At 73.7% G+C, this 14,305-nt stretch carries 13 protein-coding genes; 4 read left to right on the top strand and 9 right to left on the bottom strand.

Going from position 1 to position 14,305, the window contains the following annotated elements; all coding sequences use genetic code 11:
• Nucleotides 1–90 precede the first annotated feature (90 nt).
• The gene (gene aat / locus G514_RS0104885; RefSeq protein ID WP_028650839.1) at nt 91–759 is read right to left on the bottom strand and encodes a leucyl/phenylalanyl-tRNA--protein transferase; all 669 of its coding nucleotides are present in this window, start codon (nt 757–759) and stop codon (nt 91–93) included.
• A gap of 17 nt (nt 760–776) precedes the next feature.
• Between aat and G514_RS0104880 the strand changes: the two genes are divergently transcribed.
• On the top strand, nt 777–1,469 hold the full coding sequence (locus G514_RS0104880) for an EcsC family protein (protein WP_028650838.1): 693 nt from the start codon (nt 777–779) through the stop codon (nt 1,467–1,469).
• Here the strand turns inward: G514_RS0104880 and G514_RS0104875 are convergent.
• From G514_RS0104875 to G514_RS0104850, 6 genes are all read right to left on the bottom strand, one after another.
• The gene (locus G514_RS0104875) at nt 1,430–2,644 is read right to left on the bottom strand and encodes a hypothetical protein (RefSeq protein WP_028650837.1); all 1,215 of its coding nucleotides are present in this window, start codon (nt 2,642–2,644) and stop codon (nt 1,430–1,432) included. The two genes, G514_RS0104880 and G514_RS0104875, sit on opposite strands and share 40 nt — an antisense overlap.
• Nucleotides 2,641–3,747: a hypothetical protein gene (locus G514_RS0104870; protein ID WP_028650836.1), complete on the bottom strand. Its 1,107-nt coding sequence runs from the start codon at nt 3,745–3,747 to the stop codon at nt 2,641–2,643. Before G514_RS0104870 ends, G514_RS0104875 begins: the two co-directional genes overlap by 4 nt.
• Nucleotides 3,744–4,835: a hypothetical protein gene (locus G514_RS24965; protein ID WP_036563646.1), complete on the bottom strand. Its 1,092-nt coding sequence runs from the start codon at nt 4,833–4,835 to the stop codon at nt 3,744–3,746. The genes G514_RS0104870 and G514_RS24965 overlap by 4 nt, the downstream gene beginning before the upstream one ends.
• Entirely contained in the window at nt 4,832–5,737 is a 906-nt protein-coding gene (locus G514_RS24960) for a hydroxymethylglutaryl-CoA lyase (protein WP_051246814.1), read from the bottom strand. The genes G514_RS24965 and G514_RS24960 overlap by 4 nt, the downstream gene beginning before the upstream one ends.
• Entirely contained in the window at nt 5,724–7,475 is a 1,752-nt protein-coding gene (locus tag G514_RS0104855; protein ID WP_028650835.1) for an ATP-binding protein, read from the bottom strand. Before G514_RS0104855 ends, G514_RS24960 begins: the two co-directional genes overlap by 14 nt.
• A gap of 129 nt (nt 7,476–7,604) precedes the next feature.
• On the bottom strand, nt 7,605–9,122 hold the full coding sequence (locus tag G514_RS0104850; RefSeq protein WP_036563692.1) for a carboxyl transferase domain-containing protein: 1,518 nt from the start codon (nt 9,120–9,122) through the stop codon (nt 7,605–7,607).
• Nucleotides 9,123–9,239: 117 nt separating this feature from the next.
• Between G514_RS0104850 and G514_RS24955 the strand changes: the two genes are divergently transcribed.
• From G514_RS24955 to G514_RS0104835, 3 genes are all read left to right on the top strand, one after another.
• Nucleotides 9,240–9,650 (top strand): VOC family protein, encoded by a 411-nt coding sequence (locus G514_RS24955; RefSeq protein ID WP_036563645.1) that lies wholly within the window; start codon nt 9,240–9,242, stop codon nt 9,648–9,650.
• A 34-nt stretch (nt 9,651–9,684) separates the two neighbouring features.
• Nucleotides 9,685–10,056 carry a thioredoxin gene (gene trxA / locus G514_RS0104840; RefSeq protein WP_028650833.1) on the top strand — a complete coding sequence of 124 codons (372 nt, stop codon included), beginning with the start codon at nt 9,685–9,687 and terminating at the stop codon, nt 10,054–10,056.
• 136 nt (nt 10,057–10,192) lie between these two features.
• Nucleotides 10,193–10,756, top strand: coding sequence for an SACE_7040 family transcriptional regulator (locus G514_RS0104835; protein WP_028650832.1), 564 nt, complete (start codon nt 10,193–10,195; stop codon nt 10,754–10,756).
• Between the two features lie 110 nt (nt 10,757–10,866).
• Here G514_RS0104835 and G514_RS0104830 read toward each other — a convergent pair whose 3' ends face one another.
• Both G514_RS0104830 and G514_RS24950 read right to left on the bottom strand, forming a co-directional pair.
• The gene (locus G514_RS0104830; RefSeq protein WP_028650831.1) at nt 10,867–11,559 is read right to left on the bottom strand and encodes an SWIM zinc finger family protein; all 693 of its coding nucleotides are present in this window, start codon (nt 11,557–11,559) and stop codon (nt 10,867–10,869) included.
• A complete protein-coding gene (locus tag G514_RS24950) occupies nt 11,556–14,273 on the bottom strand; it encodes a DEAD/DEAH box helicase (RefSeq protein ID WP_036563644.1) in 2,718 nt (905 codons plus the stop codon). The genes G514_RS0104830 and G514_RS24950 overlap by 4 nt, the downstream gene beginning before the upstream one ends.
• Between the last annotated feature and the right edge of the window lie 32 nt (nt 14,274–14,305).

The raw sequence follows: 14,305 nt of genomic DNA, 5'->3' as shown, positions 1-14,305 counted from the left end.
TCTCCCCACGTTTGGTTCGGTCGGCCCCCACCCTCGCACGTGCGTTCAGGCGGCGCGCAGGTCGGGTCGGCGGTGGAACGTCGCGCCAGGTCAGCCCGGCCACGGCGGCGCGGGCAGCAGGAGCGCCTGCGCCAGGAGGTCGAGGTAGGTGCGTCGCGGCACCTCGACCGCGCCAAGGCTGGCCAGGTGCGGGGTCACCCACTGGACGTCGAGCAGCCGGCCCGCGACGCCGTCGGAGCACAGCAGGTCGACGAGACCGACCAGCGCGACCTTCGACGCGTCCCGCGCGAGGTGGAACATCGACTCCCCCGCGAAGAGCCCGCCGATCCCGACGCCGTACAGCCCCCCGGCGAGCCGGCCGTTCTGCCACGCCTCCACCGAGTGCGCCCAGCCGAGACGGTGCAGCTCGGCGTACGCCGCCGCGATGTCGCGGGTGATCCAGCCCGCGTCGCGCTCCGGGTCGCCGCACCGCGCCACCACCTCGTCGAACGCGGTGTCGACCCGGATCTCGAAGTCGCGGCACGAGCGACGCAGCGAGCGCGACACCACGAGCCCGTCGAGGGGCACGATCCCGCGGTGCACCGGGGAGAACCAGTGCATGGGCGGCCGGACGCCGTGCTCGGGCATCGGGAAGATCCCTGAGCGATAGGCCGTCAGGAGGGTACCGGGGGCGAGATCGGCGCCGATGCCGACGAGGTCGTCCTCGGCGTCGAGGGGGTCCGGGAACGCCCACGGCGAAGGCGGGGGCTCGACCGGCACGAACGTAGGATTCCATCATGGGCGTGACCAGCAAGGCGGCAGGCGCGGTGAGCAAGCAGCTCGCGCCCAGGATCACGCAGGTCGCACCCGGTCTGACCTCGTCGTTCGTCCGCGAGGCGCTGCACCGCGCGATCGTCGGCGTAGGCCCGCTGCCCCCGGCCAGCAAGGCGGCCGACGCCCAGCTGAAGGAGCAGAAGGGCAACGTCGAGAAGGCCGTCCACGAGGTGATCGAGAACCACGTCCGCTACGCCGCGGCGCAGGGGTTCGTCACCAACCTCGGCGGCCTGGTGACCATCGCGCTGACGATCCCGACCAACATCACCGGGCTGGCGCTGATCCAGTGCCGGATGATCGCCGGCATCGCCCACCTGCGCGGCTACGACCTCGACGACCCGCGGGTCCGCAACGCGATCCTCACCACGATGCTCGGCGAGGACGTCGTCAACGCCCTGGTCAAGAAGCGCAAGCTGCCCGCGCCGCCGATGGCCCTCGCGACCGCCCCGCAGCACGACCCCGACCTCGACGTCGTGATCTCCTCCGAGGTCGCCGCCGAACTCGTCACCAAGGTCGCGGGCAAGCGGCTCGCGACGACGGTCGGGCGCCGCATCCCGGTCGCCGGCGGGTTCATCGGGCTCGGCGCCGACGCGTTCGCCACGTGGAAGGTCGGCCGCTACGCCGACCGCGAGCTCCTGCCCCGCGCCCGGCGGTAGGCCCCGAGCAGGCCGCGACCGAGACCGCTGCCCTCCAGGCGGACGACGAGCGCGCGGCGCACGCGGTAGGACGGCGTCGCGTAGGCCCGCTCCAGGGCGCCGCGCACGTCGGCGAGCTCCTCGCGCAGTCGCTGCTCCTCGCGCCGCAGCCGCGCGTCGTCGAGCAGCAGCGCGGTGATCGCGTCGACCGCCGCCGCGGCGACCTGCTTCTCGCGCGGGCGGTCCGGGTCGGCGTACTCCGCCACGGGCGGCGCGCCGACCAGGTCGGCGAGGTCGCCGACTACGTCGTAGCCCCGCGCCCCGAGCTCCGCGATCCAGGACGCCGACAGCTCCCGCACCCACGGGTGCAGGTCCGGCGGCAGCGCGAGGCGAGGTGAGCTCGTCCGGCGCGACAGGGTCTGGTGCGCCAGCAGCTCGCGGACCAGCGGGCGGTAGTCGGCGGGGGCGAGCTCGGCGTTCGCCTTGCGGTTGATGCGCCGCAGCAGCGTGGTCTCGGGCGCGCCGAGCGAGGGGTTGTGCCGCTCGCCCTCGAGGTCGAGGTCGATGCCGTCGAGGCCGAAGGCCTGGCTGAACCGCTTCCACAGCACCTCGGGGGCGCCGCCGGGCGGCGGGACGGTCACGACGTGCACCTGCTCCGGCGGGAGCTCCTGGCCCCACCGGTCGAGGATGTCGGGGATCTCCTGCACGCCCCAGAACCAGGCGCCGATCCGCGTCGCCCGCTCGGGGTCGCGGACCTGGTCGAGGAAGGCGCCGTAGCCCAGCTGCGCGCGGTGCTTGACGTTCTCCTGCCACTCCGCGGGGATCTGGCGGACGAGGTCGCGCACGCTCAGCACGACGTGGACCTCGGCGCCGGCGTTGTGGCCGAGCGAGTCGAGCGCGCGGCCGATCTGCGAGCGGGACGCGGTCGCCAGGATCTCGTGGCTGATGATCGCGGTCCCGTCGTGGCCGCGCACCCGCTCGGCCAGCGCGTCCCAGGCGCCGATCGCCTCGGCCTGGAGGCCGCCCCACGGCAGCTGCATGAGGTCGAGGGCCGCGAGGAAGTGCGCGTCGGGGCGGTCGGCCGGGTAGGCGATGCCGGCCGCGGCCAGCACCTCGCGGTTGCGGAACAGCACGTCCTGGAGGTACGACGTGCCGGTCTTCGGCGTACCGACGTGGAGGAGCACCTTGCGGCTCACGTTGCCTCCTCCAGCAGCAGCTCGATCGCGAGACCGAGGACCGAGCCCTCCACGGGCTCGGACCAGGTGGGCAGGAGCTCGTCCGGATCGCCCACCACAGGGTAACGAGCGCGCAGCAGCTGCTGCCGCAGGCCGAAGGCGGCGTCCTCGACCCAGTCACGGTGCTCGGCGGGGACGACGGGCAGGGGGCCGGCCACGCGGGCCAGCCGGGGCAGCAGGGCCGACGCCAGCAGCTCGGCCTGCTCGGCCGGCACCACGTGCAGGCTCAGCGCGGCCCCCACCTGCCGGGCCAGCTCGGTGGCGTGGGCGGGCACGTCGGGCACCGGCTCGAGGCGGCGTACGCCGACCAGCCGCGGCAACGCCGCCAGGTCGAGCACCACCCCGACCCGGCCGGTGTGCGGCCGGGCGCCGAACCGCTCGACCACGCCGGGCAGGTCGACCCGCCGCGGCAGCCGTCGGCGGGCGCGCACCCGGGCGAGGAAGTCCGGCCAGCTCGGGGCGCCGGTGCCGAACGACCCCGCCGCCCAGGTGTGCGCGAGCATCGTCTGGAGGTCGCTGCCGAGCACGTGCACCGACCGGCCCGGCCCTCCGGGCGGGCGTCCGTCGAGCGTGAGCTGCCGGGTGTGGGCCGCGGCCAGCCACGGGTCGCCGGCGAGCTCGTAGCGCGTCCGGAACCGTCGGGTCCGCGGCGGTCGGCGTCGAGATGTGGAAACCGGCTGACCAGCGGGCCCGTCTCCAGCCACGTCCCTCATCTCGACGGGAGCCGCGAGCTCAGCGGCCAGCAGCCCGGTCGCCACCCGCAGCAGCTCGTCGTCGGAGAGAACGGCGGGGTCGACCGCGGGCGGGCCGAAGCGCCGCGGCTCGCCGACGCCGACGAGCTCGAGGTCGGGCCGGCCCCGGCCCGGGGCCGAGGCGGTCAGCACCCGCTCGACCAGCGCGGGCGACGGGCGGCCGGCCACGTTGAGACGGCGCAGCAGCTCCAGCTGCTGGGCACCCGGCAGGTAGCCGCCCTCGTCGGCCGCGTCGGTCGACGTCCAGGACTGCCAGGGCGTCGTACCTCCCGCGCGCAGGTGCGCGACCCACGCCCACGCACCGGCGGTCATCGTCGGAGGTGGCGGGCCAGCTTCGCGGCCCGCGAGGTGAGGGTGTCGTCGGGGTCGGGACGTCGGGCGGCCTCGAGGGTGAGGGCGACGATCGCGTCGATGGCGGCCGAGGTCACGTCGCGCGGCCGGGGCCGGTCGGGGTCCTGCCAGACCGCGTCGGCCGGCGGTCGCACCGGGCGCAGCTCCTCGAGGTCACCCTCGACGTCGACGCCGGATCCCCGGACCCAGTCGATCCAGCCCTGCGCGACCTCCTCGGCCCAGTCATAGGCGTCGGGCGGGAGCGTCACGGGCTGCATCCGCGGCCGGGTCGCGAGCGTCTCGTGCACGACGAGCTGCCGCACCAGCGAGCGGTACTGGTCGGACGGCAGGCCGGCCTCCTTCAGCCGCGCGTTGACCCGCCGCACGAGCGTGCTCTCGGCGCGGCCGATGGAGGGGTTGCGACGGGCCCCCTCGCGGGGCGCCCAGTCGGGGTCGATGCCCAGCACTGCACAGAACCGCTCCCACAGCTCCTCGGGCCGTCCACCGGGCCGCGGCACGGTCACCACGTGCACCCGCGCGGGCGGGAGTCCGTTGCCCCACCGTTCCAGCACGCCGGGAAGCCCCTGCACGCGCCAGAACCACCGGGTCGCCTTGCGCTGGTCGGTCTCGCGGAGCTGGCGGAGGAACGTCTTGAAGCTCACCTTGCGCTGGTGCTTGAGCTGCTCCTGCCACTCCGCCGCGACCTGCCGGGCCACGTCGCGCGCGCTGTAGACCACGTGCACCTCGGCGAACGACAGGTCGCTCAGCGCGCGCTGCGCCTCGTGGGGCTTGGCGCCGGCGAGGATCTCGTGGCTCAGCACGACGGTGGCGCGCGCTCGTCGTACGCGCTTGACCAGTGCGTCCCACTCGCCCTCGGCCTGCGGTCGCATGCCGCCCCACGGCCGGTCGAGGAGGTCGAGCGCAGCCAGGAACATGTCGCCGTGCGGCCCCGTCGGGTAGCGGTAGCCGTGCCCGCGCAGCGAGGCGGCGTTGAGCGCCAGCCGGTCCTGGAGGTACGTCGTGCCGGTCTTGGGCGCGCCCACGTGGAGATAGACGCGCCGGGTGCTCACACCTCTGATTGTGACAGCGCCCGGACCACGGCCGAGGGAGACGGGCGGCCGAGCTCGCCGGCCATCCACGCGCTGGTCGCCACGAGCGCGTCGAGGTCGACGCCGTGCTGTATGCCGAGGCCGGTGAGCATCCAGACGAGGTCCTCGGTGGCGAGGTTGCCGGTGGCGCTCTTGGCGTAGGGGCAGCCGCCGAGCCCGCCGGCGCTGGCGTCGAACGTCGTGATGCCCGACTGGAGGGCCGAGTAGGTGTTGGCCAGCGCCTGGCCGTAGGTGTCGTGGAAGTGCATCGCGAGGTCGTCCTTCGCCATCCCCGCAGCCACGAACGCCTCGATGAGCTCTGTCACCTGGCCGGCGGTGCCGACGCCGATCGTGTCACCCAGGCTGAGCTGGCTCGCGCCGAGGTCGAAGAGGCGCTTGCCGACGCCGACGACCTGCTCGACGGGCACGGCGCCCTCCCACGGGTCGCCGAAGCACATCGAGACGTACGCGCGGACGTCCAGCCCGGCGTCGCGGGCCCGCGTCACGGTCGGCTCGAACATCGCGAACTGCTCGTCGAGGCTGCGGTTGAGGTTCTTCTGCGCGAAGGTCTCGGTGGCCGACCCGAAGATCGCGACGTGCCGCAGCCCCAGCTCGAGCGCGCGGTCGAGCCCACGCTCGTTGGGGACGAGCACCGGCAGGTCGTTGCCGTCGGCGCCCAGCCGCGTCATCAGCTCCTCGGCGTCCGCCAGCTGCGGCACCCACCTCGGGTGCACGAACGACGTCGCCTCCACGACCGGTAGCCCCGCCGCGAGCAGGCGGCGCACGAACTGCTCCTTCACGTCGACCGGGACCATCGACTTCTCGTTCTGCAGGCCGTCTCGCGGGCCGACCTCGTAGATCGTGACGTGCTCAGGAAGGTTCATCGGCCGCCTCCACCACGGGCTCCACCACGGGTTCCACCACGAACACCGTGTCACCGAGCTTGACCTGGTCACCCGCCGATGCGCCGACGGTGGAGACGGTGCCCGCGAACGGTGCCTTGAGGGCGAGCTCCATCTTCATCGCCTCAAGCACGCCGAGCACCTGGCCCTCGTCGACCGTCTCGCCCTCGGTGACCCGGACGTCGAGCACCGTGCCGGGCATCGGTGCGGTCAGGGCGCCGTCGGCGACCGCGGCGGCGTGGTCGCCCATCACGTCGGGTCGCTCGAAGACGAAGCGCTGGCCGTGGTGGACCACCTCGACCCGGTCGTGCCGGACCGCGGCGACGGGCCGGTGGGCCGGCTGCACGGTGAGGGTGACCGGCGCGTCGAGCTCGACGACGATGGGCACCGGCTCCGCGCCGAGCCGGAAGCCGTCGGAGGTGAACGGGCCGTCGTCCGTGCGGTCGCGGAGGAACACCTCCCACGCGGCGAGCTCGCGCGCCGGCGCGGGATCGGGTGCCGGCACGTCGTGACGGTCGAGCCACGCGGTGTCGATCGTCGCATCGCGGAACTCCTCGCTCGCGACCAGCGCTCGCAGGAAGCCGACGTTGGTGGTCAGGCCGAGGATCGCGGTCTCGTCGAGCGCCGCGACCAGGGCCTGGCGGGCGTGCTCGCGGTCGGCGCCGTGGGCGATCACCTTGCCGAGCATCGGGTCGTACGCCGTGGACACGGTCTGGCCGGACTCGAGCGCGTGGTCCACGCGCACGCCGGTCGGCCACACGACCCGGGTCGCGGTGCCGGCCTGCGGCAGGAACCCGCCGAAGGAGTCCTCGGCGTAGACCCGCGCCTCGATCGCGTGGCCGGTGACGCCGACGTCGTCCTGCGTGAGCGGCAGCGGCTCGCCGGCCGCGACGAGCAGCTGCAGCTCGACGAGGTCGAGGCCTGTGACGGCCTCGGTGACGGGGTGCTCGACCTGGAGCCGGGTGTTCATCTCCAGGAAGTAGGCCTCGTCGGTGTCGGAGTCGAGGAGGAACTCGACGGTGCCGGCGTTGGTGTAGCCGACCTGCTTCGCCAGGGCGACGGCCGAGCTCGTGACCAGCGCGCGGACCTCGTCACTGATCGTCGGGGCGGGCGCCTCCTCGAGCACCTTCTGGTGACGGCGCTGGGTCGAGCAGTCGCGCTCCCAGAGGTGCAGGACGGTGCCGTGGCTGTCGGCCATCACCTGCACCTCGATGTGGCGGCCGCGCTCGACGTACTTCTCGACGAGGATCGTGTCGTCGCCGAAGGCGCTGCGGGCCTCCCGGGCCGCGGCCGCTCGCGCCTCCTCCAGCTCGGACTCGTCGCGGACCACGCGCATGCCCTTGCCACCACCTCCGGCGGCGGCCTTGACCAGGACCGGGTAGGGACTGTCCTCACCACGCGGCACGACCGGGACGCCCGCGGCCACGGCGATCTCCCGCGCGTGGTCCTTGCGGGCCATCGCCTCCATGGCCTCGGGCGGCGGCCCGACCCACGCGAGCCCGGCCGACGTGACCGCGCGCGCGAAGGCGGGGTTCTCCGACAGGAAGCCGTAGCCGGGGTGCACGGCGTCCGCGCCGGCCGCGACCGCCTGGGCAACCTGGGCCTCGACGTCGAGGTAGTCGCCGCTGCTCGCGGTCGCCGCGATCCCGAGGCGGTCACAGGTCCGGGCAACCCGAGCGGCGATCTCGCCGCGGTTGGCGATGAAGACGTGGGTCAGCATGACGTGCGTTGGGTGCCTTCCTTGCGGTGGTTTCGACGCGCCCGTTGCGACCTCGTTCCTCGGTCGCAGGGCTTGCTCAACCTGAGCTCGCCCACGTGCCGTGCTCGTTCCTCGCACGTCACTGCTCCCTCACATCCGGAAGACGCCGTAGGAGGGGTCGCCAACCGGCGCGTGGGCGGCCGCGGCCAGCCCCATGCCGAGCACGCGGCGGGTGTCGACGGGGTCGATGACGCCGTCGTCCCAGAGCCGGGCGGTGGAGTAGTAGGGCGAGCCCTGGGTCTCGTACTGGTCTCGGATGCGCGCCTTGAACTCCTCGACCGGCTCCGGGTCGTCGGGGCGGCGTACCTCGGCGAGCACCGACGCGGCCTGCTCGCCGCCCATCACCGAGATGCGCGCGTTGGGCCACATCCAGAGGAAGCGCGGGTCGTAGGCGCGCCCGCACATGCCGTAGTTGCCGGCGCCGAACGAGCCGCCGATGACGACGGTGAACTTCGGGACCACCGAGCACGCGACGGCGGTGACCAGCTTGGCGCCGTCGCGGGCGATGCCCTTGTTCTCGTACTCGCGGCCGACCATGAAGCCGCTGATGTTCTGGAGGAAGACCAGCGGGATCCGCCGCTGGTTGCACAGCTCGATGAAGTGCGCGCCCTTGAGCGCCGACTCGCTGAAGAGGATGCCGTTGTTGGCGACGATGCCGACCTCGTGGCCCCAGATCCGGGCGAAGCCGCAGACCAGCGTCTCGGCGTAGAGCCGCTTGAACTCGTGGAACCGGCTGCCGTCGACGACCCGGCGGATCACCTCGCGGACGTCGTACGGCGTGCGGGTGTCGGTCGGCACCACGTCGTAGAGGCCGAGCGGGTCCTCGTGCGGCTCCTCGACCTCGGCCACCGCGAGGTGCTGCTCGCCGCGGGGCAGGGTGTCCACGATGGACCTGACGATCGCGAGCGCGTGCGCGTCGTCGTCGGCGAGGTGGTCGACCACGCCGCTGGTGCGGGCGTGCACGTCGCCGCCCCCGAGCTCCTCGGCGGTGACGACCTCGCCGGTCGCGGCCTTCACCAGCGGCGGCCCGCCGAGGAAGATCGTGCCCTGGTCGCGGACGATCACGGTCTCGTCGGACATGGCCGGCACGTAGGCGCCGCCCGCCGTGCACGAGCCCATCACGCTCGCGATCTGCGGGATGCCCCGGGCGGAGAGGTTGGCCTGGTTGAAGAAGATCCGGCCGAAGTGCTCGCGGTCGGGGAAGACGTCGTCCTGCATCGGGAGGAACGCCCCGCCGGAGTCGACGAGGTAGACACACGGCAACCGGTTGTCGGCCGCGACCGCCTGCGCGCGCAGGTGCTTCTTCACCGTCACCGGGTAGTAGGTGCCGCCCTTGACCGTCGCGTCGTTGGCGACGATGACGGTCTCGCGTCCGCTCACGCGGCCGATGCCGGTGACGATGCCGGCGCTGGGCACGGCGTCGTCGTACATCCCCGTCGCGGCGAGCGGGCTCAGCTCGAGGAACGGGCTGCCCGGGTCGAGCAGACGGTCGACCCGGTCGCGGACCAGCAGCTTGCCGCGGTCGGTGTGCTTCCGGCGCGCCGACTCCGACCCGCCGCGGCGCACGACGGCGAGCCGCTCGCGCAGGTCGGCGACGAGCTCCCGCATCTCCTCTGCCACCCGGCTAGGTTAGCGATCATTAACCAGTGGGGCCAGCGAAGCGCGACTCCTACGATTCGACCGTCGTACGACGTGCGTCGCGACGCTGGAGGAGGCAGACGAGTCGTGAGCTTGAGCTGGCAGTGCGTCGTCGTCGACTGCGTCGACCCCGAGCGGGTCGCCGGCTTCTGGGCGGAGGCGCTGGGGTGGCGGCGGACCCACACCTCCGAGGACGGAGGCGAGATCGTCCTCGAACCGCCGGCCGGCAGCCCGCAGGACGGCGTCAGCCCCGACCTCATCTTCATCCGGGTGCCGGACCCGACGCCCGGCAAGAACCGCCTGCACCTCGACGTGCGCCCGACCGACCAGGCCGCCGAGGTGGCCCGGCTGGAGGGGCTCGGCGCGACCCGCATCGAGATCGGCCAGAGCCAGCGCGCCGAGACCTACTGGGTCGTGATGGCGGACCCGGAGGGCAACGAGTTCTGCGTGCTGCGGCCCTACACCGCCGAGGAGCTGGCGTCGTTCGCCGCCGAGTGAGGAACATCGAGCGCCGGCACGGCGTTCTCCTGCCATGAGCGCAGTACCCCTGACCGGCGAGACCTTCGAGCAGACCGTCACCGACAGCGAGATCGTCCTCGTGGACTTCTGGGCGTCGTGGTGCGGGCCGTGCCGGCAGTTCGCGCCGATCTACGAGGCGGCCTCGGAGAAGCACGAGGACATCGTGTTCGGCAGCATCGACACCGAGGCCGAGCAGTCGCTCGCCCAGGCCGCCCAGGTCACCGCCATCCCGACCCTGATGGCCTTCCGCGACGGCATCATGGTCTTCCGCCAGGCCGGCGCGCTTCCCGCGCCCGCACTGGAGGAGCTGATCACCGCCGTCAAGGGGCTCGACATGGACGACGTCCGCGCCCAGGTCGCGGCGGCCGACGGCTCCTCGTCGTAGCTCGTCGTCGCTGGTCGTCCGGGGTAACTCACCGTTACGTCCACTTGTCGACCGGCAGACCGCCTGGGGAGCGGAGGTAACGGTGAGTTACCCGCGGGCGGCCCGACGCAGGGTTAGCGACCGCTAACCTCGTGGCATGGCGACGGAGCAGCTCCTCCCGCGGCGCGAGCAGATCCTCGCGACGGCGGCGCAGCTGTTCGCGGCGCGCGGGTTCCACGGCGTCAGCGTCGCGGACATCGGGTCGGCGTGCGGGATCTCCGGACCGGCGCTCTACAAGCACTTCGCGTCCAAGGACGCCGTCCTCGCCGAGATGCTGGTCTCGATCAGCGAGCGGCTCCTCGCGGTCGGCCGCGAGCGGTCGGAGCAGGCCCCCGACGCCCGCGCGGCCCTGGTGGCGCTCGTCGACTGGCACGTCGACTTCGCCCTGCGCGACCGGCCGCTCATCGTCGTCCAGGACCGCGACTGGGAGTCGCTCCCCGGCGACGCGCGCGAGCAGGTGCGCCGACTCCAGCGCGAGTACGTCGACCTGTGGGCCGGGCGGCTCCGCGAGGTGCACGCCGACCTGCCGCCCGACAGCGCGCGGGCGATGGCCCACGCGGCGTTCGGGCTGATCAACTCCACGCCGCACAGCGCGCTGCTCCCCGACGCCCGCATGCGCGAGCTGCTCACGGCCATGGCCCGGTCGGCCCTCGGGATCTAGGCCCAGTCATCTAGGGCCTGTCATCCAGGCCCCGTCATCCAGGCCGGTCCTGGCGCCGCCGTCAGCGACCCCGCTCCGCCTGGTGTCCCCCTCTCGGGCGGAGTGAGGCGTCAGGTCGCGGAGGGCCGGTCGGCCGCCTCGAGCTCAGCCAGCAGCGCGGCCGCGCGCAGGGCAGCGTCTGCCGCGATGTCGACGTCGGTGTCGACGTCGGTGTCGCCGTCGTCGCCCGACCCCGTCTCGGACTCAGGGGCGCTGCGCTCGTGCAGCCGCGCCAGGAGCTCGTCGCGGGCCAGGCCGCGCAGGTGCAGCAGCACGAGCGGGTCGTCGTCGAGCAGCCAGGCCAGCTGGTACATCACCGCGAGCGCGTGGGGGCACGGGTCGGCCCACGCCTGGCAGGTGCAGGTCGAGCCGAGCTCGGTGCCGAAGGGCAGCAGCTCGACGCCGGCCTCCTCGGCGTGCTCGACCAGCGTGTGCGGCAGGTCGCCGGCGAGCAGGGCGGCCACCCGGCCGGACTCGGCCGCCACCGCCTCGACGAGCGCGTCGAGCGCGGACGGCTCGAGCACCGGCACCGTGCCGAGCACCGCCCAGAGGCCGCTCTCGTCCTCGACCGCCGCCACGAAGCGGCCGGGCTCGACGCTGATCTGCCCGATCCGGCCGGACCGCGAGATCGTGCGTGCCGTCGACAGGTCGGCGGAGGAGTACGACGCCTCCTCGACCGCACGGACCCACGCCTTCGCCCACCAGCGACTCGCCCGCGCGGCGCCGCGCCGGGCCGGCGTGCGGGGGTGGACGACGGTGGTCACCGGTCGCGGCCCTCGCGGCGGGCGTCCTCGCGGCGCAGCGTGACGAGGTCGCGCAGCTCGTCGTCGTCGAGCTCGGTCAGCGCCGCCTCGCCGCCGCCGAGCACCGCATCGGCCAGCGCACGCTTGCGCTGCAGCAGGAGCGCGACGCGCTCCTCGATCGTCCCCTGGGTGACCAGCCGGTGCACCTGGACGGGCCGGGTCTGGCCGATGCGGTAGGCCCGGTCGGTGGCCTGCTCCTCGACCGCGGGGTTCCACCACCGGTCGAAGTGGATGACGTGGTCGGCCCGGGTGAGGTTGAGGCCGGTGCCGCCCGCCTTGAGCGAGAGCAGGAAGACCGGTGCCTCGCCGGCCTGGAAGCGCGCGACCATCGCCTCGCGCTCGCGCACGGGGGTGCCGCCGTGGAGGAGCTGGTGGGGCACGCCCGCCTTCGCCAGGTGTGACTCCAGGAGGCGCGCCATCGCGACGTACTGGGTGAAGACCAGCGCGGCGCCGTCCTCGGCGAGGACGGTGCCGAGCAGCTCGTCGACCAGGTCGAGCTTCTCCGAGCGGCCGATGAGCCGCACGACCCCGGACTCCTTCAGGAACTGCGCCGGGTGGTTGCAGATCTGCTTGAGGCCGGTCAGCATCGCGAGCACCAGCCCGCGCCGCGTCACCTGGTCGTCGGGCCCGGCGCGCTCGATGCGGGCCATCGTGTCGCGGACGAACGACTCGTAGAGGACCACCTGCTCGCGGGTGAGGTGGAGCGGGTGGTCGGTCTCGGTCTTCGCGGGCAGCTCGGGAGCGATGCCCGGGTCGGACTTGCGCCGTCGCAGCAGGAACGGCCCGATGAGGTCGGCGAACTGCCGGGTCTTGCGCTCGTGGACGCCGGCCTCGATCGGCGAGGCCCACACCCGCCGGAACGCCTGGCGGCTGCCGAGCAGCCCGGGGATCACCCAGTCGAGGATCGCCCACAGCTCGGTGAGGTTGTTCTCCATCGGCGTGCCGGTCAGCGCCACCCGCACCGTGCTCGGGATCCTGCGGAGCGCCTTGGCGGTCGAGGAGCGGGCGTTCTTGACGTGCTGCGCCTCGTCGGCGACGACGAGGTCCCAGCCGACGCCGGCGAGCTCCTCGTGGCTGACGCGCATCGTGCCGTACGTCGTCAGCACGAACCCCTCCGTGAGCCCCTCCAGCGAGCGGCTGCCGCCGTGGAAGCGCCGCACCCGCACCTCGGGTGCGAACCGCCCCAGCTCCTGCTCCCAGTTGCCGAGCAGGCTGGCGGGGCAGACCACGAGCACCGGACCCCGGTGGCCACGCTCGACACGGTGCAGGTGCAGGGCGATCAGCGTGATCGTCTTGCCGAGCCCCATGTCGTCGGCCAGGCAGGCGCCGAGACCGTGGGAGGTGAGCTCGGCCAGCCAGGTGAGCCCCTGCTGCTGGTAGGCGCGGAGCGTGCCGCGCAGTGCGCTCGGGACCTCGACAGGAGGCTGCTCGGCGGCGTGCAGCAGCCGCTCGCGCACCTGCAGCAGGCTGGCGCCGAGCACCACCTGCTCCTCGACGGGCTCCTCGGCCGTGCCGAGCTGGACCACGCCGGTCAGCGCGGCCGCGATCGCCTCGGCCGGCGTGGCGGTCCGGATCACCCGCGTGCGGGCCTTGCGCGCGGTCGCGGGGTCGATGACCGTCCAGTTGCCGCGCAGCCGCAGCAGAGGAGAGGCGCTCGAGGCGAGCTGCTCCATCTCCTCGTCCGTCAGCGGATCACCGTGCACCGCGAGCTGCCACCTGAAGGCGAACAGCTCGCCCTCCCCGAACACGCCGGTGCGCAGCTGGGCCTCGCGCTCGGACATCGGGCGCGACCGGTCGAGGACCGTGCTGGAGGTGAGGTCGCGACCGAGGCTGCGCGGCCAGAGCACGTCGATCCCGCGGGCGGCCAGGGCCGAGACGCCGTCGGAGAGCAGGCTCTCGAGCTCGTCGCCGTCGAGGGTGATCTGGTCGGGGACCCGCAGCTCGAGCAGCCGGTCGAGCACCGGCCACGCCTCGCTCGCGCCGCGGAGGGCGATCGCCGCGTGGGTGCGCGCCCGGTCGCCGAAGCCGTGCTCGGCCGGGTCGCCGGTCCAGAGCACGGCCGCGTCGCAGAGGTGGAGCGGGTCCTGCTCGTCGTGCACCTGGAGGACCAGGCGCACCGACCCCGCCACCAGCTCGTCCTCGTCGGCCTCGACGCGCAGCGAGATCCGCACCAGCTGGCGCAGCTCGGGCCTCGGCTCGGTGTAGCGCGCGAGGCGCTCGCGCAGCCGGTCCTCGAAGAGCGGCCGCTCCACCGGGGGCTTGCGATCGGATGTCGGTGCGGCGCGCGGCATCGCGTCGGCGACCGCGTCGAGCATCGCGCGCACGACGTCCTCGGCGTCGTCGACGGTGAGCTCGTCGTGCGCCCGCGCCCGGGCCAGCCGCAGCACGCGGTCCTCGTCGTCGGCCGCGAGCGGGCCCATCCGCCAGCTCGGCGCCCCGGCGGCGGGCTCGATCTGGCCGGCCGCCACGAGCCGCAGCCCCAGCAGCGCGGCGCCCGAGAGCAGACCGACGCTGGGGTGCAGGTCGTCGCGGCTGTGCGCCTTGGTGAGCACCGGCAGCGCCGCGCGGATCGGCAGCGCGACCGTGCGCCGCTCGTCGGTGAACTCCACGACGCCATCGCGCGGCGGGTCGGCCGCGCGGAACGTCGCGGTGCCGGTGACCGGGACGAAGCTCACGGTGTCGAAAGTAGCCGTCAGAGCCGACAGCC

Source organism: Nocardioides halotolerans DSM 19273, assembly GCF_000422805.1.
Taxonomy (GTDB): domain Bacteria; phylum Actinomycetota; class Actinomycetes; order Propionibacteriales; family Nocardioidaceae; genus Nocardioides; species Nocardioides halotolerans.
This window is presented reverse-complemented; position numbering and strand designations above follow the sequence as displayed.